At 60.0% G+C, this 19,311-nt stretch carries 16 protein-coding genes; 8 read left to right on the forward strand and 8 right to left on the reverse strand.

All coding sequences use genetic code 11. From position 1 onward, the window contains the following. Nucleotides 1-80: 80 nt before the first annotated feature. A complete protein-coding gene (locus OPU69_RS09100; protein WP_498510484.1) occupies nucleotides 81-1,466 on the reverse strand; it encodes a hypothetical protein in 1,386 nt (461 codons plus the stop codon). 34 nt (nucleotides 1,467-1,500) lie between these two features. Here OPU69_RS09100 and OPU69_RS09105 point away from each other — a divergent pair, with 34 nt between their 5' ends. The 6 genes from OPU69_RS09105 (at nucleotide 1,501) to OPU69_RS09130 (ending at nucleotide 11,210) form a co-directional block, all read left to right on the forward strand. Beyond that, entirely contained in the window at nucleotides 1,501-2,670 is a 1,170-nt protein-coding gene (locus tag OPU69_RS09105; RefSeq protein WP_498510486.1) for a trypsin-like serine peptidase, read from the forward strand. Between the two features lie 29 nt (nucleotides 2,671-2,699). Further along, on the forward strand, nucleotides 2,700-4,148 hold the full coding sequence (locus tag OPU69_RS09110; RefSeq protein ID WP_498510527.1) for an alpha/beta hydrolase: 1,449 nt from the start codon (nucleotides 2,700-2,702) through the stop codon (nucleotides 4,146-4,148). 119 nt (nucleotides 4,149-4,267) lie between these two features. Beyond that, entirely contained in the window at nucleotides 4,268-5,590 is a 1,323-nt protein-coding gene (locus tag OPU69_RS09115) for a S8 family peptidase (protein ID WP_498510488.1), read from the forward strand. Further along, nucleotides 5,587-6,666, forward strand: coding sequence for a ComEC/Rec2 family competence protein (locus OPU69_RS09120; protein WP_498510490.1), 1,080 nt, complete (start codon nucleotides 5,587-5,589; stop codon nucleotides 6,664-6,666). Before OPU69_RS09115 ends, OPU69_RS09120 begins: the two co-directional genes overlap by 4 nt. Before the next feature lie 174 nt (nucleotides 6,667-6,840). Continuing rightward, nucleotides 6,841-7,707, forward strand: a complete 867-nt coding sequence (locus OPU69_RS09125) for a caspase family protein (RefSeq protein WP_498510492.1) — start codon at nucleotides 6,841-6,843, stop codon at nucleotides 7,705-7,707. Nucleotides 7,708-7,709: 2 nt separating this feature from the next. Then, entirely contained in the window at nucleotides 7,710-11,210 is a 3,501-nt protein-coding gene (locus OPU69_RS09130; protein WP_498510494.1) for a CHAT domain-containing protein, read from the forward strand. Between the two features lie 424 nt (nucleotides 11,211-11,634). Here the strand turns inward: OPU69_RS09130 and OPU69_RS09135 are convergent, their stop codons facing one another. From OPU69_RS09135 to OPU69_RS09155, 5 genes are all read right to left on the reverse strand, one after another. Continuing rightward, nucleotides 11,635-12,861 carry a S8 family serine peptidase gene (locus tag OPU69_RS09135; protein WP_498510496.1) on the reverse strand — a complete coding sequence of 409 codons (1,227 nt, stop codon included), beginning with the start codon at nucleotides 12,859-12,861 and terminating at the stop codon, nucleotides 11,635-11,637. A 29-nt stretch (nucleotides 12,862-12,890) separates the two neighbouring features. Then, nucleotides 12,891-13,460, reverse strand: coding sequence for a 30S ribosomal protein S9 (rpsI, locus tag OPU69_RS09140; protein WP_498510498.1), 570 nt, complete (start codon nucleotides 13,458-13,460; stop codon nucleotides 12,891-12,893). Further along, a complete protein-coding gene (locus OPU69_RS09145) occupies nucleotides 13,378-14,490 on the reverse strand; it encodes a hypothetical protein (protein WP_498510500.1) in 1,113 nt (370 codons plus the stop codon). The genes rpsI and OPU69_RS09145 overlap by 83 nt, the downstream gene beginning before the upstream one ends. After that, nucleotides 14,487-15,746: a hypothetical protein gene (locus OPU69_RS09150; protein WP_498510502.1), complete on the reverse strand. Its 1,260-nt coding sequence runs from the start codon at nucleotides 15,744-15,746 to the stop codon at nucleotides 14,487-14,489. The genes OPU69_RS09145 and OPU69_RS09150 overlap by 4 nt, the downstream gene beginning before the upstream one ends. 282 nt (nucleotides 15,747-16,028) lie before the next feature. Continuing rightward, entirely contained in the window at nucleotides 16,029-16,475 is a 447-nt protein-coding gene (locus OPU69_RS09155; RefSeq protein WP_498510504.1) for a Ros/MucR family transcriptional regulator, read from the reverse strand. 520 nt (nucleotides 16,476-16,995) lie between these two features. On the opposite strand from OPU69_RS09155, the gene OPU69_RS09160 reads away from it, so the two are divergent. Further along, on the forward strand, nucleotides 16,996-17,331 hold the full coding sequence (locus OPU69_RS09160; RefSeq protein WP_498510506.1) for a hypothetical protein: 336 nt from the start codon (nucleotides 16,996-16,998) through the stop codon (nucleotides 17,329-17,331). A gap of 16 nt (nucleotides 17,332-17,347) precedes the next feature. Here the strand turns inward: OPU69_RS09160 and OPU69_RS09165 are convergent, their stop codons facing one another. Next, entirely contained in the window at nucleotides 17,348-17,551 is a 204-nt protein-coding gene (locus OPU69_RS09165; RefSeq protein ID WP_446655069.1) for a helix-turn-helix transcriptional regulator, read from the reverse strand. 433 nt (nucleotides 17,552-17,984) lie between these two features. Between OPU69_RS09165 and OPU69_RS09170 the strand changes: the two genes are divergently transcribed. After that, nucleotides 17,985-18,701 (forward strand): ArdC family protein, encoded by a 717-nt coding sequence (locus tag OPU69_RS09170; RefSeq protein ID WP_498510508.1) that lies wholly within the window; start codon nucleotides 17,985-17,987, stop codon nucleotides 18,699-18,701. Here the strand turns inward: OPU69_RS09170 and istB are convergent. Beyond that, a partial coding sequence (gene istB, locus OPU69_RS09175) for an IS21-like element helper ATPase IstB (RefSeq protein ID WP_498510510.1) occupies nucleotides 18,670-19,311 on the reverse strand: 642 nt, incomplete at its 5' end. The two genes, OPU69_RS09170 and istB, sit on opposite strands and share 32 nt — an antisense overlap.

Here is a 19,311-nt window from a genome sequence, read left to right on the forward strand (position 1 = left end):
AGACAAAAGCTGCTAGTGATACGCCCCAACACGAGTCTGCATGGTGCTGATCAGACACCCACAGTTGGCTGATCTGCGCTTCACTTTGGAGCGATTCGACCAACTGACTTGTACCCTGAATGGCCGGTGGCAACCCCGCTCGCCACGACTTGCCCACTTTGACCAACTAGCGCCCAGTTGACGACCACGCTGCCCGACACGAACATCGGCTGCGCTCCAAGGAAGTTCCAGATACTTTTCCGAGTATAGCTCGTACCGCCCTGTGCTGACACATTGAGGTAAAGCAGCGGCAACCCGCTTCGGATAAGTTTGGCGAGAGCCCTTTCCTCGCCGATACGCTGGATCATGGTCTTGCCGTTCTCACTCGCTCCGAGCAGAGCAACGAAGTCGTCAAGCGCCTTTACCGCCGCTTTCTCGGCGGCGAGCGACCGTGCAAAGCTGGCGATGAGCGTCTCGATCGCGCGCTTCTTGTCATCAGCTTTGGCCGCCTTGAGCATAGTATCGAGCTCGCGAAGCGCAGCTTCGGCCTTTGCCTGGTTCTTGTTCGACTTGAGGCTCTGATCGATCAGCGAATCCAGCTCGCCAAAGACCGCCTTGGCTTCCGCATCATCATACACCCTGTCGGCGAGGAAGGCCTTTCGGCCATCACTGTTTTTTGCAATCTCGCCAGCCACGGCCATGGCGAACGCCTGATCTGATATGCTGGTCACGGTGAGGTTGTCGAACTTATAAGAGGTCTGGAAATAGCTCGCAATCTTGGATGCTGCATCGAGCGCGGCTCCTGCAGCTGTGAGTGCTGCCAATGATTCATTGATTCCCGCCTTCGCCAGGTTGGCGTTGCTCACCTTGAACTTGTCTAGCTCGCGCTCAGAGTTGAGCGACCCCAAATTCGCCTCCGTGAAAAGCTTAGCGACCAGAGGACGCCGGAATTCATAAAGCAGCGTGTTGGCGAATTGCGGACGATTTGTCCCTGCGACTATAATCACCCCTGCCTTAGTCCCGTTATCGGCGCCTCTGGCAATTTGCAGCGCTAAGCCATTGAGCTCCCGAGCCGCCAAGACGTTCGCCTCGGCTGAGCCGGCACCCGTGCTAGCTTCAACTCCTGGCAGCGCAACGCCATTTGCAGCGATGCCGCCGAACTTGGCCTTAATGGCAGCCTGATCCGCCGCAATCGCCGCAGCGCGGGCATCGGCGGCAGCCTTATCCTTGTCGTACTCAGCCTTCTGGGCAGCGGCCAAAGCTTCCGCGTTTTTCGCCGCCTGGAACTGGTCGATAGTGGCCAGCTTCGCATCCGACTCGGCCTTGTCGAGCCGCGCCTTGGCGGCATCGCGTTCAGCTTCGGCAATGGCCTTGGCATTGGTTGCAACCTGAACGGCGGGATCTGGATCAGCAGCCACAGTGCTAACCGCAAGACTTGCTGCAAGTAGAACAGCTGGAGTGCGACCGCACAATCTCAATTTCGTCATTGATATCCCCCATGAAAGAAGAGTATAAATTCAATTGACCGCCGAGACAAGGACAATGGAAATCATGTCCAAGGCCACAATTAATCGCATCGCAAGGGCCCTTGCCAACGGTAATGACGATACCCCGATCGAATCTTCGCTAGGGACGGCTCTTCCCCACCGCGGTGCCCTGGAGGGCAGGATCGCCAGCTTTCTCGAAGGGGCTGAGCGCGACAAAGTACCCGAGAGGCTGCGAAAGGACATCGAGCGTGTGCTCGGCGCGATCTATGATGGCGAGGACTTGCGAGGCCGGCTTATCCACGGTGCGCCTGAAGCAGTAATTATCGCCGACGGTTCGCGTCCCGTGTTCTTCTTTGAGGACGATGCCATCACCATTAAAGGTGCACCCAATGGGCCGTTCGTCGATGCAGTGGTCGCCGCCAGAGCCTTACTCGAACGGGCCGCGCTGTCGGTCTGCCGGATCGAGACCTTTGACTTGCCCGCTCCCGAGCGCATCGACGTCTACTATGTGGGAACCGGCTTTCTCGTTTCGCCTGATCTTGTGATGACCAACCGTCATGTGGCGCAGCACATGCTTGAGAACGGCTACGATGCGGCCGGCCCATGGACATTGCGCGACAAATACTGGGTCAACTTTGATGGCCAGCTTGGCGGCGCCGGGCGCAGGTTCAAAGTCGATAACGTTGAATGGATGGGACCGGCCCCAATCTTTGACGATGGCGACTTTTCCGGGCTCGATATGGCGTTGCTGCGAATTGGTATCCCGGAGCACCTCGCGCTCACAAAGCCGGCACCGCTCGCCATAACCGCAGCGCGGCCAAACAAAGAGCAGAAAGCGGCGCTGATAGGCTTTCCCGGTTCGGCGGAAGTGTACATTGGCGAAGACGGTCCGCTGCCACCCGGCTACGAGCTGGAGAGGGTGCTGTTCGATTTGTTCGACAACCGCTTCGGCTACAAGCGGTGCGCATCGGGACGGATCAGCTCGCCCGTGGGACAGCATCCACGCGACACCCGAAAGTGGACCGTCGCCTACGATCTTTCTACCCTAGGCGGAAACTCGGGTTCGCCGCTGCTGCTGCTCGGCAGCGGGCCACCGGTGGTCTCGGCGCTGCATTTCTTCGGCGAGGCGCGCAAAGCCAATTGCGGTCACGTGTTCGATCAGCTCGGCGCAACACTGGGCGCTTTCGGAGTCCCGTTGGTCTGACGAGAAGGAGGGGGAATCTCGTGGAAGATATGGCATTCGCACCTGAAGCGGCTTTCGAACATCGGGTGCTCTTGACGGCTTTGCTGCGGGCCAAGCAGCTCTATCGCATAGCGGCCGAGCATGTCGCCGACCAGGAGTTAGCGCGCCTGCTCGAAGACGCGGCTGATGCGCGTGGCGCGCTTGCCGCAGAGATCGGCGCTCGTACGGGGGCGGATGCGGATGCGGATGAGACTACTACCTCCGGCATCGGGCTTGAGGATCCCGTGGGCGCGGCGACAAGCGGCCTTGGCCCACTTCGCCGCATGATCGAACGCGCCGAGGGGCAAATCGCCGATGTGATAGAGGATATCTCGCCCGGCACACTTACCATTGACGAGGTCACGAATGCGAATGCGCTTGTGGCCGGCTTGCGTGCGGCACTCGATGCCCAGGTGCGCGGCGCTGCCGAAACGGGTTTCGATCCCGTGATCGGGATCAGCCCCTCCCCACGGGCGCAGAAGGAGAACAACATTTATCGGGTCGGTTTTGCCACCACCCGGGTGCCGACGCTAAGTGGCGGCGCAGTCACTGACTTCACTGGCGAACGCGGCGATATAATGCATTACGGCTTTTGCGACGTGACTATCCCCCAAAACCGCCGCATCGGCACCACCGGTTCGCCGTGGTGGCGACGCATCTTCACTGGCGACGATCGACTGCATTACGACCGGCCCGAGGTCACCGGCACCGATGAATTGTGGGCATGGATGCGCGAGCGGATCGGCGGCGAAGGCGCGGATGATGCGCTGGTGTTCATTCACGGTTACAACGTCTCGTTTCGCGCCGCCGCACTGCAGACCGCGCAGATCGGGGCGGACCTGGGCTTCACTGGGGCGATGAGCTTCTTTAGCTGGCCCTCGCGCGGGCGACTCTTGGGCTATCTGATGGATGGCACTACCATTCAAGCGAGCGAGGCGGCGATCGCGCAATACCTCGTCGACGTCGCAGAGAAGTCGAAGGCCCGGCAGGTTCATCTGATCGCGCACTCGATGGGCAATCGCGGGTTGCTGGGGGCTATGACGCGGATCGTCCAGCAGGCGAGTATGCAGACAGGCGCGCGCTTTGGCCAAGTCATCCTCGCCGCGCCCGATGTCGATGCTCAGACCTTTCGCCAGCTCGCCGAAGCCTATAAAGCGCTGACCGAGCGCACGACACTCTACGTCTCGCCTGCCGACCTTGCCGTGCGCGCCTCTCGGCTGGTGAATGGTGCCGACCGGATCGGCTTCACCCCGCCGGTGCCAGTGATCAAGGACATTGATACAATCAGCGTCGAGAAGGTCGATCTTACCTTGCTAGGCCACGGCTATGTCGCCAGCAGCGACGAGGTGCTGGCGGACATGTACGAACTTCTCAAGGCCGGCACACCGCCCAACGAGCGATTCCGTCTGAAGGCGGCAATGACTCCGCAGGACGATCGCTACTGGACGTTCAAGAATTGAGGGATGACGGCCACCGTCCTTTCGGATGTTGTTTCCGACCCTTTAGCTGGGTCGCCGGCGGGGCTTCTGGTGGTTGAGATCGGCCCGTCAATCCGGGCCATTGGTAGGGGAGAAGGACCATGAGCAAGCGAGATCGCAGATACATCATTATCGAAGCTTTGGGCGACATGCACAATCGTCCGTGGTTCAATGGCGGCAACGAAAACGCCCAATCACCGAATGCACGGAGCATCCCGCCGCGCACCGCGCGAAGCGGCCCGCCCGCGCCAGCCTTCAAGCGCTTTGGCATCGATGCCGCCGCAGTGCCAACGGCCCAACAACAGCCGGTCGAGCTACATATCGAGGAACAGTCCCTTAGCGAGGCGCAGGCTGCTGAAGCACGGCAGTCGGCTCAACCCGATCGACCTCGCCTGGTGCTTGAAACCATGCCAATGCAGCTCATCCGTCCTGCAAGCGGTGGTGGGCCTGCCGTTCCGCCCGCTGCTGGCGACAGTTGGGGCATCGCTGCGGTCGGGGCCGACAAATCCCAGCGAAACGGCAATGGCGTGCGAGTGGCGGTGCTCGACACCGGGATCGATCTTGCTCATCCCGCCTTTGTGGATATTGCGGATCGCATCGTGGTCAAGGACTTTACGGACCCGACAGGCACGGGGCACGACATCGATGGCCATGGCACGCACTGCGCGGGAACGATTTTTGGGCAGGATGTGGGAGGGCGGCGGATCGGCATTGCCCGCGGAATCGAACAGGCGCTGATCGCCAAGGTGCTTGCCGATGACGGCAAGAGCGAAACCAAGTGGCTGTTCGACGCGATTAACTGGGCTGCGCAGCACCAGGCGCAGGTCATCTCTATGTCGCTTGGCTTTGACTATCCCGGCATGGTTCAGCGTCTGATAGAATGGTATGATTTTGCCCCAGACGCGGCTGCGTCCGAGGCGCTGGTCGCTTTCGCGCAGAATTTACGCGCCTTCGATGCGCTGATCGACTTTCTCGAAGCGCAGAGCCCCTTTGGTCGCGATGCCTTGGTAATCGCCGCCTCCGGCAATGAATCGCGCCATTTCGACGCCAAGCCCGCCGCGATCTCCGCCAGCCTGCCAAGCGCGTCCGAGGGCGTCGAGGCGATCGGGGCGATAGAGCAAGACGGAGAAGACCTCCGCCTTGCATCTTTCTCCAACATCAATGTGGATCTGTGCGCGCCGGGAGTCGATATTCTTTCCGCCAAGGCAGGCACCGGCGATCTCGTCATGCTGAGCGGCACCAGCATGGCCTGCCCCCATGTGGCGGGCGTCGCGGTGCTGTGGTGGCAACAGCTAAAACTGCTCGACCCCAAGCCCACCGCCCAGAAGGTGCGCGAACGGCTCTACCTGTCGGCCACCACCAATGGCTTACCTCACCCCGCCAGCCAGACCGAGTTCGGCCGTGGCCGGGTGATCGCGCCATGAGCGTATTCCGCCTCACCATGCTCCCCGCCAATGAGGGGGATTGCCTGTTACTCGATTACGGCGAGGACGAGGAGAATCTGCGCCACGTGTTGATCGACGGTGGCCGACGCGCAACTTGGCCGCATCTGGAAGCGGCGCTGGAGGCCGTGGTCGCTCGCGGCGAGGCAGTCGACCTTATGGTGCTCAGCCACATCGATTCCGATCATCTCGACGGCCTTATCGCCATGGCCGAAAAGGGTTCTCCGCTAGTGCCGAAAGCGGTGTGGTATAACGGCTTTACCCAGCTTGAACGGCTCACCCCGCTAGGCGGCTTCGCGCCGCTGGGGTTTAAGGGCGCGGACGAATACAGCCTGCTTCTCAATAAACTGGGCTGGCAGGTCAATGAAGCCTTTAATGGCGGCCCAGTGCTGATCGAGGCTCGGGGCGAACCTTTTGTTTTTGCCGGGCTGACCCTCACCCTCATCTCGCCAGATCGCGGAAAGCTTGAGGAACTGCGCCGCAAATGGCAGAAATGGCGCGCAGGGCAGGACGACGGCGACGCCAGCCCCTTGTCCGCCAATATCGCACTGGCCCCGCTATCCAAGCGGCCGATGCCTGCAATCCTTGATGTCGAGGCGCTCGCCGCACCGGGCGGCAACGACACCAGCGAGGCTAACGGCTCGTCGATCGCGATGATCGCGGAATATTGTGACAAGCGAGTGCTGCTCACCGCCGACGCACATGCCGACCTGATAGAGGAAGGGCTGACCATGGCGGCGGGCGAGGACGGGCGGGCACGGATCGACCTGTTCAAGCTGTCACACCACGGCAGCCGCGGCAATCTCACCCAGAGGTTGCTGGAGCGGCTCAATTGCCGTCGTTTCGCGATCTCGACCAACGGCTCGCGTTTTGGCCACCCCGATCCCGAGTGCATCGCCCGGCTTTTGCGCTTCGGTCCGGTCGGCACCAAAACGCTGTATTTCAATTATGCCACCGAACGCACCACGCCGTGGGACGAGGCAGGGCTGAGGGCGCAGTGGGACTATGACTGCGTTTTCCCTACGGAAACGCCCGGACATTTGACGATCAACATCTGACCGCCCGCGCTGTGGGCTCGGTGGCCATGCTGTAACACGACGACGGGCAAACATGGGAATGGCGCACGTCGGAACCATAGGGATGATGCCAATGGTGCATATGTTTAGTTTTGCGGCAATAGAACGCCACCCAGGCGCGGAGCGCCGCGCATATGCGTTGCTGGGCGCACAGGCATGACCCCGAACTCTGCCACCAGGCGGGGGCGCTCGCTCCATATCGGGGTCAACCACGTCGATCCGGAGCATTATAGCGGATGGGATGGCAGGCTGGTCGCCTGCGAGGCCGATGCCCATGCCATGGCAGCCATCGCGCGCCACAACGGGTACGTTCCTGAATTGCTGCTCACTGCCGATGCGACCCGCGCGGCGGTACTCAGCGGGCTCGAACAAGCTGCGGCAGAGGCCTGTGCAGGCGACAGTTTCATGCTTACCTATGCAGGCCATGGCGGACAGATCAAGGACTGGAGCGGGGACGAGCCCGATGAGATGGACGAGACCTGGTGCTTGTTTGACAGTCAGCTGATCGACGATGAAATCTACGTTTGCTTGGGCCGTTTTGCCGCCGGGGTGCGGATCATTCTGGTCTCGGATTCCTGCCACAGCGGCTCGGTGTACCGCGGCAACCGGGCGGCCAGCCGAACGGTAGCCGAAGCGATACCCCGGATTCGCGCGATGCCATCGACCATCGCTGAGCGTACCTATGAGTGCAATCAGGATCAGTACCAGAAGACCGAGAAAGTCCTGTTCGAGCACGGGTGGAAGTCTGTTCACAACGAGACGCAGTTTCCTGTTGCGGCAGCGGTAGTCCATCTCAGCGGCTGCATGGACCACCAGTTTAGTCACGACGGCGAGACAAACGGCCATTTCACCGAAAAGCTGCTGGAGGTGTGGAGCGATGGCGCATTCCAGGGCACCCATGCCGAGCTCCATCGCGAAATCCTGAAACGCATCCGGCTAGACCAATCACCGCAAATTGTGCGCTTTGGCGGGGTCGATCCGGCTTTCGACAACCAGCGCGCGTTCGCTGTCCCAAGGGGCTGAGGGTGGCAAGGCAGGTTGTTGACATCAGGCTGAGTGCCGCCAGCACACTGGGCCGCTTCATCCAATCCGCCAAGCTGAACGGGAAGGAGGCAGCAAGGTTTGCTCGTGATTGCGACGTGCCCCACCCGCTCGCCGACCTGAGCGTCAATGGCGTACCACCTGGCGCAGCTGGCACCCGCGGCATCATCTACCGACGCGCGAAAGGTGATGACGCCGAAGGCAGCGCGATCGAGATCGTGTCGCTGACTGACCTTGAGAAGATCGGCCAGCGCCTGTACGATGATTGGCTGTCCGACGGCCTCAAGAAACACCTTGTCAAAAAGGTGTCGGCAAGTGGCATCGAACTGCGTTTCGATCTCACCAATTGCCCTGAAATCGCTGACGCACCCTTCGAACTCATAGCCCTACCCGACGAGAACAGCGGCAATTTCCTTGCCAACACGCGTGCCACCCGGATTTCGCGTTACTTCCAACCGGTTGATCTTCCAGGCGAAGCACCAAAGTCGCGGCTCGAGCGGACCCCCAGCGGACTGCTGCTCGGTGCTAATTCCGATCCTTTGCGCCCGCTCAACATCGCCAAGGAGGTTGAAGCGGTGACGGGGCTGTCAGAGGCAGACGTGCCCGACGCGCCAGATTCGATCATCGAGGTGCCTCCTGCAGGCGGCAGGCTGATCCATTGGACCGTGATGCCTAGGGCGACCGCTAGAGGGGTGGTAGAGCAGCTCGCGCGCGACCACTGGGACATCATCCACTTCGTTGGGCATGGCGGATTCGATGCCGAGCGCGGCAAACACTTCATCGAAGTCCATCACCGCAATCCGCAGCGATTGCAGCGCATCTACGAAAAACAGTTCAGGCAGGCACTCGACAATTCGCTGCCTTCGCTGGTTTTTCTCAATGCCTGTGGGACCGGCCAGTCAGAACTCGCCGCCTATTTCACCGGCGTCGCGCGCGAGTTGATACGCAGCCGTGTGCCGTACGTCGTGGCGATGCGCAGCGACGTTCCCGACAATGTCGCGCGGCATTTTGCCCGGCATTTCTACGAGGCACTGACGCGAGTCGACAGCGTCACCGGCCGCATCGAGATCGGTCCGACCGAGGCGGCAACCCTGGCGCGCCACGCGATCTTCACTGCGCTAAATGAACCAGAGTGGTTTCGGCTGAGCTTTTCGATCCCGGTGATCTATTCCAGCCTGCCGCACGACCAGCTGGGTCCGCTGCTGACTGTGCAAGCGACTTCGGCGGAGGTTGCCGCTGCAGCGGCAGCGGCGGCAACTGCGGCAGGGGCTGCAGCAGCAGCTGCTGCGGGAACGGGTGGCGATGAACAGGCCCCGGACCAGCCACAGCGTCAGGCTCAACCTCAGGGCAAGCCCCAGTTACAATCCTCTGGCCTGCTCGCGCAGTTGTGGAGCTGGATAGGTCGCAACGACAAACAGCTGATGGTACTGATCGGTCTCGCCACACTGGCAATTAGCGGGTTAGTCGCTTTCACCAGTATCTTCGTAGGCCCGGCCTCAGAGCCTGAAACTGCGGGTGAGAGCGCTCCTCGAGCGGATGGCGGGTTCGGTGCCGAGGGAAGCGAGAAGGTCTATCGGGGCGGCAGCGAAGATGCCGGGGCAAACTCCGACGGTGCGGAGGAAGGTAGCGTGGTCGACGACGGGTCGGATTGGGGCGGTGGTGATTTCGAGAGCGTCCCCGGCGGCCCGAACCATTTCCCCTCCGGCGACTTTGATGCGGATTGCGACAAGGACCCTACCGCGCAAGGCTGCAGCGATTCCAAAACAGCCGACTGGGGCCGTATCGACAGCCGCGCGCTCGACAGCCGCGAGGCCGGGTTCCAGCGCAGCACGCCTCCACCGCCTCCACCGCCTCCACCGCCACCACCGCCGCCACCACCACCACCACCACCACCGCTGTGCACGCCACATTCTGTCAGCTTTCTGGCTAACAGCGACATGCCCACGGTTGAAGGATCGCTCATGCTCGGCAACGCGGTCCAAGCCTTGCGGTACTGCAACGCTTCGCGGCTGCTGGTCACCGGCCACACCGATAGCGGGCTCGGCGAGAATGAGAACCTTGCGCTCTCGCGACGACGCGGCGAGAGAATCAAGGGCGAACTGCGCATGCGGCTGCCCGATGCGGAAATCTACGTGCTTGCCCAAGGGGACACCAACCCTCGCATCGCCAAAGCTGACGGAGTTGGCAAGGCCGTCAACGACCGAGTCGAGATAGACGCGATTGGCATGTACGACGTAATCCCCACCGGCATCGACGCTGCCCAGATCGCCTTTGAATCCGCGCGCAGCAACGAACGGAAAGCAGAGCGCGCAAGACGCATAGTGCTGTCCGACGCGACCACCGAACACACACGGGCCATCGACGCCCTTGAAAAACTGCTTAAAGCGGCACCGCCAATGGAAGAGGTTCGCGCCACCGCTCTTCCGACGCTTACCGCCGCGCAGCGCAAGTATCTGAAGGTCAGCCGGAGGGCCGCCGAAACAGAACTGAAGCAGGGTTTGGACACCGGCGACTGGACGCTCGAGGAGTATCGCGCCAGCACCGCACGTCTCAAAGCCACGGAGACGTTGCTGGAGTCCGCTCTCGAGGTGGTGTCGAAAGCGCAAGACGATTACCGTGACCGGCTGCGTGACGACCTGCAGTCAATTTTGTTCACGCTGTTGAATCACCCGGACCTTAGCATTGAGGTAACCTCGCCCTTCATGCATCCAGATGATCGGCAGCTTGCCAGTTGCGACGGGCACTTCTTGCGCGACGGGCTCTACACCGCGCTGGCCGATCTGAGCATATGGCCGGTTTTCTTCAAATATCGCAAGGCGCAGGACAGCATCGCCGCATGCGCCGGCTTGATGCACTCCCGCAAAGTCAGAGCGATTCCGTTGCCCCAGTCTAGCGAAGATACTGACCATCCGGCCCAGGGCGAGATCGAAGCTCCGATCCCGCTGGACCGGTTCGTGGTCGCCACACCGCGACGCCTGTTCGGCGCTGACGAAGCTGGTCAACCGGGCGCCGGGTCGCGGCTCGAGCTGCGCTTGCGCATCCGCGGATTGCCGCAGCTTGATTATGAGGAACTCGGCGATGCGCTTGTTGTGCCCACGCGACAGATCGCTCAGCTCTCCGATTGGCTTAAGCAGGCCGATCTACGCGCCAACGAAAGCGACAGCTGCGAGGAACAGGATTGCCCCATTAAAGTGCCAGCCTTCGCCGCTGTGGTTCTTGAAATGCCGCTCGGCGAAGGCGAGACCCTCCCGGCCGCAGCCAACCGCCGCGCCGCATGGCTTGCAGTGGTTGCCGATCAGGTGCGCCGCGCCTATGGTGGACAGGTGCGGGTTGTGGCACGGCAATGCCCAGCACCATGGACCCCGCGAACAAGCGACGGTGCACCCGATGCCACCGAGGCGGATCGCGTCACGATCTCTGTCCTGCCCGGCGACACGCGCTATATGCTCGACCGCTGTAGCCCCGCTGATCCATCGGCCGAATGAAGCGCGAAACAAGTCTGGGCGGCATGACGCTATGATTCACATGATTCATGCTCAGAACCCGGGTTAAAAGCCTCAGAGGAGGAAATAAGGTAGCAAAAGCCGGCCGGGTTAGCTCGCGTGCGTTACATAGGTTAGCGTCGGCGCGGTGCATTAATTGTGCTCGCGGCAAGGGCTGACTCTGCAATCGGAGATACAGGAAACTATGGTTCATCTCTCCGGCCATATTCGCTCTTCCGCCGTGCCATTATTTTGGCTACGGGCGAGCGCCCGTTTTCGCGCGTATTGCAGGTCCGTTTTGCACATGGTCAAAATGGTCAACCTTTGTGTCATACTTGTGAAACGCCTAGAAAAGCAGGCTATTAACCTATAACTCGAGCGGATGAACGATGACTTGTTGGTATCAAATCGTAGCTGGGCTTGATACCTAAGGGGCGACAATGAGCCCGTCCCCGCACGCAAAGGGATCGGCACCGACGATCCTGCTGCGGTCTGCGAAAGCCGACATCCGACCTTGGACCGCAGAGGGGATATTGAGGCTGCCTTCTGTCAGCATCCGCTGCGCCCATAGGGCCGCAACTCCCGCCGCGTGGGGAGCTGCCATGCTGGTTCCGCTCATCGCCACTAACCCGCCCCCAGCCTTCGCCGAGACAATGTTCACACCCGGCGCACAGAAGGTTGCTCCTCCGTTGGAGAATGGTGCGATCGTGAACTTGCCCGCTCCGTCAGAGGCCAGAGCCCCGACCGAGCAGACCCCGGCGCTCGCAGAGGGAAGCGAAGCGCCGATTCGAAAATCTTGATCTTCGTCCGCCCGGCTCTCATTACCTGTCGCGGCAACGACCAACGTTCCTCCATAGCCTGCGATATCGGTTCCGGCGCGCGCAAGTGCCTCGATCTTAAGCATAATCACATTAAGAACTTCGAGGTTGCCGCGGAAGGCAAGCAGCGTCTTCGAGACTGCGAGATCCAATGGCCATCCGTTTTTTGTCAAGTTGGCCACCATAGCGGGGAAATCGAACCCCAAAGACATTGAGATCACGTTGGCTCTGCGATCGATTGCCCATTCAAGCGCCCGAAAGAGCATTGCCGATGTGCTCGACTGCTCACCTAGAACCTTGCCGATCAGGACATCGTTGATCCCTTGGGCAACTCCGATCCTGACGCCGTTGACTGGGCGTCCAAACACCGTACCAGCGCAGTGGGTTCCGTGGCCATCGACGTCGTCGATCCCTTCGTCCGTAAAATCAGCGACGTTGTCGTCGTTCAAGGGGAGCCCTGCAAATGCATCGTGGCTACGGTCGATGCCGGTATCGAGAATTGCAACGCGAATGCCCTCGCCAGTCCATCTGGTCTTCGTCGCGCCCACGGCTTCCAAACCCCAAAGATGTTCGCTTTCGGGGTGAAGATTATCGTCCACTATCGGCTTGATGAGCCGGATGGGCATGGCCGTTCCGACCGCGACGCCTGGCTCGGCCTGGCGCTGTTTCCGCTGAACATCGTCCAGCTTCTCGACCGAAACGCTAATGCCGTCAGCAAACATCATCGCAGTCTCGCCATCTCCGATGGGTGGGAGCAAGGCACCCATCCCCCGCATAGAGCCATCGGCCTTCGAGCCAGAAACAGGAACGCGAACGACGATCGATTCTTCAAACATTGTCGATCCACTCCGCTCTAACGCACAACCTATCGTTTAGAGAATTGAAAGCTCTTCCGCGCCTTTTTGCGGCCAGGCTTTTTGCGTTCGACCACGCGGGGATCGCGGGTCAGAAATCCGGCAGCCTTGATCAGCGGGCGCAGAACTGGCTCATATCGCGTAAGCGCATGTGCGATGCCGTGCTTCAGCGCGCCAGCTTGGCCTGACAGCCCTCCGCCATGCACCGTGCAAAAAACGTCATATTGACCCGAGCGATCGGTAATGTCGAACGGCTGATTGATGATGAGCCGAAGCGTCGGGCGCGCAAAATAGACATTCTGGTCTTTACCATTGACGGTGATCTTGCCTGAACCGGGCTTCAGCCAGACGCGAGCAACCGCGTCTTTCCGGCGGCCGGTTGCATAGGCGCGCCCCAAATTGTCGATCTCTTGAATCCGCGGGCGCCGGACGTCATTGGTCTGGAAAGCCGGTTCTTCGTCCGGCGGTCTGTTGCCCCAGTATGTCCGAAGAAGATGGCTACGAACTTGCTCGGACCATCGCACATTTTTTTTTTGACCGCTCGTCGAGATGAGCGGTCCAGGCAAATGCGTCAGGCTCATCGGGGCGAATGCCCCGAAAACTGGTGTATTCCGTGTCCCAAGCCATCGCCGAAGCTAACGTCCAGAGCCGATTAAATGTTCGCCTTACGCCGTTGTCCTCGCTGATATGACGCCTCGACGCGCCAACCATTGCGGGCAGGCGTTCACTGAGCAGGCGGACTGTACCCGTGTAGATCGGGGTATCATCTAGCACCAAACTGGCGATGGCTAGAAACCGTTGCGTGAGTTTCTCGGTTGATTTGTCCTGCAATGACGCTGCGAGAATCCAGCCCATGATGCGGGCGTCGATATCCCACTCGAATTCATCGAGCCGATCATGGATGACGCCAAGACGGTCATCGTCGATGCCGTAGCTGATGGCCCAATGCGCCGCCGCGACAATCTCGCCAAGGGTTGAGCGAGCGCGGATCGCGCGGTCCGCCAGCTTTTGTCCTTGTCTGAAGGCGGCCTTTGATGCTCCGTTTCGCGAAAAACCCCAATAGGCCGTGACATCAACTGTGCTAACGGAAAACAGCGGTCTGACCGGATAGATTGAGTCGAAACGCTCACACTGAAATTCGACATCGCCTTTGGATGGACACCGCACAATCATGGACACACCATTGACGATCGCAAATTGTAAGTAATCGATCTGAGTTGCGCCAATGGGTGAAGCGACGAGGTAACTCTGGCCCTCACGGACCCTCTCTGCCAAGGTCCAGTCGTGCTCGCCGAGCATCTTGCCCTCGGACCAAGCGCCTACGGCAACCTCCTCAAGGGATGACTGCCTACCCTCTTTTAACGGACTCCTGAGGAGATCACTGTGCCCGGACGCTTCCTCCAGCCGGCGAACGAACTCTCGATAGGATTGCGCGCTGCCGTCGGCCTCGATCTCAAAAGAGGCCTGCGCACCATTCGGCGCACGCACATCGCAATACCATGACCCCACATCCAGTCGCAGATGTTCTGTCTTCGTCAGCAGATGGCGCTGGGGAAAACCCGGTTGGTCCGATCGGCATTCGAGGTAAATTGGTGCGCTGTTCCGGCTCATCTGCGCTCCTTTTCTTTCAGATCGACACTGTGCTTAAGGTGAATCGCGTGGAACGAGCCTTCAAAAGTCTTTTCTTCGTCGCCCACGGGAACCTTGCCGATGGCGGTGACCGTATAGTCGCCGTGGTCGACGTCTAGGTTCCATCCCTCAGCAGTAAAATAGGCGTCGCGATGAACAGCACCTCCCAAATCGATTGGGCCGAAGCGCAGATTGGCCACTCCCTTTGTATTCGGCAAGCGGATTGTGACATTAGAAGCTGGATTGGGGGCTCGCAGTAATGGCCTATCTTGCCAACAAGCGGGACTGTCGGATGTCGGCGTAAGTTCCCAGCCATTGAAATCCGTAGCATGATGGCGGGCCCATAGGCGGATCCGGTGAGCGAGAATGTCAGGGATGCGGTGCTCATAGACCGCCGGACCAAGGCTCTCATCTATCGCTTCGGCCCCGATCCCATCCAGCGCACAAAGCATGGCTTCGGTAAACACCGAGCCGGCGCTGAAGCGACCCCGGGTTCGTTGCCAACTCTCGATAGCATCGCTCGACGGGTATTGCGCGGCGAGCACTTTTACGTCTTTGCAGGGCGTTTGATCGCCGGCTGCCGCACCATAATAGATATAGGATTTCCGCGCCCTACCAGGCCACTCCCGCACCCAAGGGCCGTGCAGAAATGGAAGGGTCAGGTCGCTGCGCGTGTTGCGGCATGTGTCTATGAAGCACATAGCACGCTCACCGAGGACGTCGTCGATCTCATAGCGAGTCAATGTCCAATCGAGCGCTGCTGGTAGGCGCGAAACAGGGTCGACATCGTGGCAGAACAGGGCGTGCTGGATGCGCTCACCACTAACGCCCACCAACGCTCCGTGCCCAATCCAATGCACAACAGCCAGCGCGCCGACTTTGCCGAGTTCCATCCAGCGGTGGAAAGCACTGACTACGGCTGTGCGAGTGGGGATACCCGGTTCGAGTAGGGAGCGGTCGGGCATCTCAATAACCGGCCGCGTCTCGGCTGAGATTAACACTTGAATCGAAGCCAGCTTTTGATTTTCTAAAAGCTTGTCGCCTGCTTTCGCCCACCACATTGCTGCCCGTGCCGCGCTGTGGTTGGCACCGGATATGGGAGGAAGGCCGGCCTCATATTCGCCCACGCCGACGACCAGGACGTGCACGCCATCTTTACCCGGATCGATATCGGGCTGCCACAGACATCCACTAATCATTTCAGGGCTTTTTCTGCATCGTGCGTCGGCGTCCCACATCTGCAGCAGTATATCGCAAAGTAAGCCCCCCCTTATGCCGACCATCGATCCCGCCTATCGATAACCTGCTTAAAGCAACATGACAAGATATTAACAGCACCAAGAGGAGTTTTTGAGCCAGATTTAACCCCAAAAGAATTTCCGGTTGGCAGCTGCCATATGGGAGCAAAAACTCGGCAATCGGAAAACACAATTAGCGTGGGTCCGCTCGATGATTCCAATGCGAAGTTCAGTTTTTGCACTATATGCGGCTGGCCCTGGTTGCGCCACAGTGCAATAAGCCTACTTTGCGGCTGAACTTGCCTTCTTGCGCCCTCGTCCTGCATTGGGGCTGCGGCCAAGACCGATCGTCTTGGCAAGCTCGCGGCGCCTTTCGGCGTAAGATCGAGCCACCATGGGATAATCGGCGGGCAGGCCCCAGCGCTGGCGATATTCCTCGGGCGTCATGTTGTAATGAACGGCAAGGTGTCGTTTGAGCATCTTCAACTTTTTGCCGTCTTCCAGGCAGACGATATAGTCGGGCTTTACCGACGAGCGGATCGATACCGCAGGCTCTGGGCGTACGACTTCCGGCTCAGGCGTTTCGGCAGATGATAGGCCTGCCAATGCGGCATGAACATTCTCGATCAGCGTGGCGATATCGCCGACTGCGACACTATTGTTCCCCACAAGCGCGGCAACGATATCTGCGGTGAGCGTCAAAAGCTGCTCTGCCGAATGTTCTGTCATGGATGCGTGCCCGATCTTTTCATTGAATGATTTGATACACCTATCGCGTCATCGAACAACAAGCGATCCAGATTTGCGTCATGATCCACAAAATCTGTGGATGAAGCGCTTGCGTCACGACTGCAACCAGTCCGGCGAGCTCTGTTATCTAAAGCGGACTGATCGATAAGACTGCTGCAGCGATCATGGTCAGCGCAATGATCGTAAACTCGATTTTATACCGGTCGGGGCTGCGCATCCTTTGACTGTATCTCGATCAATTCCGCTGGTCTACGGTTGATCTACGCCACTTCGGGCAAGTAATCGCGCCATCGAACATGCAGACGGCCTACGGCACATTTTTCTGCAAGGCTCATGGCTTGGAGCAGGGCGATCGCGCAACGCACGCCAAAGCGTGGCGATACTCGACAGCACGGCAGCGATTCCCATCAGGAACGATCCATCGATAATGACCATTGCAGACTCCTTCATAAGTGATAATGTTCCACATTTGTTCTCATGTAGGAAAGGCGATTCTGCGATGAGCATCACGATTTTGCCTGTGCCGGGCTGTCCACGCCTGGAGGTGAACGGCGATATCGAGGCCGTGCTGCAGGTGCCGTTCGACGATGACGACCGGTTCCTCGTCGGTATCAGCGACGGCAGCTTGCTGCTGGGCACCTATGACGAACATCTGCGCTGTGTCTGGTCGGTCGAGCGCGAGGGCGCAGCCATCGTGCGCATCGAGGGCGAGCGGGTCGATATCCACTGGTCTGTCGAGTGGCTCAATGTCGGCCTCTACTGCAGCGCGATGATCGATAGGTCAGCGCCTGCGCCGTTGCCCTTGTTCCCGGAGCTCGAGCACTACGCCGCCTGACTGCGGTTCACTGCTGCTAGTTTGCTGCCTCATAGAACATCGGATTCTTCAGCCATTCCTCGATGGCGGACTCGCGCCACCCGCAGCACCGCTCTGCAATCTTGATCTGCTTCGGGAACGTGCCTGCCTGGATCTTGCGGTAAAGCGTAGCACGTGAGAGCCCGGTGCGATCGAGCACGGTGTTCAGCCTCAAGAACCTGTCGGGTGCATGGGATGCCATGGCCAATGTCTCCATCCGATGATGTGATCTGCCCCTGCCTGCGATCGAGAATGACGATTGGTCGCTGCACGTCAATCGAGCCACCGGCGGTGTTTTCGCAAGGATTGGGGCAGGGGAGCGCTGCTGGTTTGCTGGAGGAATTGGCAGCGTAAGCAGAATATTCCTGCTCACCACGTCTCACGGTGTTTTGGCATTCAGCAGCGCATCTGCGGACGCCGCTTTGCGGCGGTGTTTGCCCCGTTCGGGCGGGACGCTAGCGGTGCGTCCATTGCCTCTAGCCACGCCAGGCCAGCGCGCAACCCGCGTTGCGGATCCTACTCTTCGTTCCGGTGGCTGCGCCATGCGCGCTGTCCGTTGCAGCGTGGCTGCCAGCTCGTCTCGCCGCCCCCCAGCGCCCCTTTCGGGCCGGGGCCGGATGGAAGGAGACAAGGCCATGGAACACACTACCACCCGCAACAGCCTCTATAACGAGGTCACACAGCGCATCATCGCCGAGCTCGAGCAGGGACGGCTACCTTGGGTCCAGCCCTGGGATACATCGCTGTGCGGCTGCACCATGCCGCACAATGCAGCAAGCGACCGGCGCTACTCCGGCATCAACGTCCTGATCCTGTGGGCCGAGGTTGTGATGAAAGGCTACGCATCACAGCGCTGGCTGACCTATCGTCAGGCACAGGCCGCTGGCGGCAATGTCCGCAAGGGCGAGAAGGGCACGACCGTCTGCTATGCCGATCGCTTCACGCCCAAGGCCGAAGCCGAACAGGCGAAAGGCGAAGACCGTGAAGCCAGGACCGTGGCTTTCCTCAAGCGGTTCACGGTGTTCAACATCGACCAGTGCGAAGGTCTGCCCGAGGACATGACCGCAGCGCCGGTTGCAACCGATCCGGTGCTTGCCATTGCATCTGCCGATGCCGTCATCACTGCCAGCGGTGCCACGTTCAACATCGGCGGCGATGCCGCGTTCTACAGCCCGATGAACGACTTTGTGCAGGTGCCCCCGCAGGCCGCCTATCATGAACCGATCAACTGGTATCGCACCGCGTGTCAACGGGCCCTGAAGATTCCGCAAAAGTGGGCATCTAAAATTCCCTGGTTTGGCGGAGGGGGTTTATCGGTGATCAGCCGGAGTGTTGATCCTGCCTGTCCTTGAGAGGTGGCCGCCCGCGTCGCTTTTGCTGGGGTGGCGGGTTGAGGGATGGCGTGGCCCGGACATGCTCGGGCAGCAGGTCTGCGTGTTGGCGCATGCGGTAGCTGGATCCCTCGATCTGGATGACAACAGCATGGTGCAGAAGGCGGTCGAGCAGCGCGGTAGCGACGACAGGATCGCCAAAGACGTCACCCCATTCCGCGAAGCCGCGGTTGGAGGTGAGGATCATGGCACCCTTTTCATAACGGGCGTTGACGAGCTGGAAGAAGAGATTACCGCCGCCGGGGGTGACGGGCAGATAGCCGATTTCGTCTACAACGAGCAGCGATGCACGACACAGGAAGCGGATTTTCTCGCGCAACGTTCCCTCGCGTTCGGCCTTGGCAAGCGCAGCGATCAGGTCCGCCAGCGGGATAAAGTAGACGCTCTTGCCAGATTTGACGGCCTCGACTGCGAGGGCTGTCGCTATGTGACTTTTGCCTGTCCCCGGCGGCCCCAGCAGATGCACAACTTCTGCGCGATTGATAAAGTCGAGGCCCGCCAATGCCATGACCCGGTTGCGGTCCAAAGATGGCTGGAACGAGAAGTCGTATCCGGCAAGCGTCTTGATGAC

The sequence above is a fragment of the Blastomonas sp. 34TW genome, assembly GCF_059803595.1.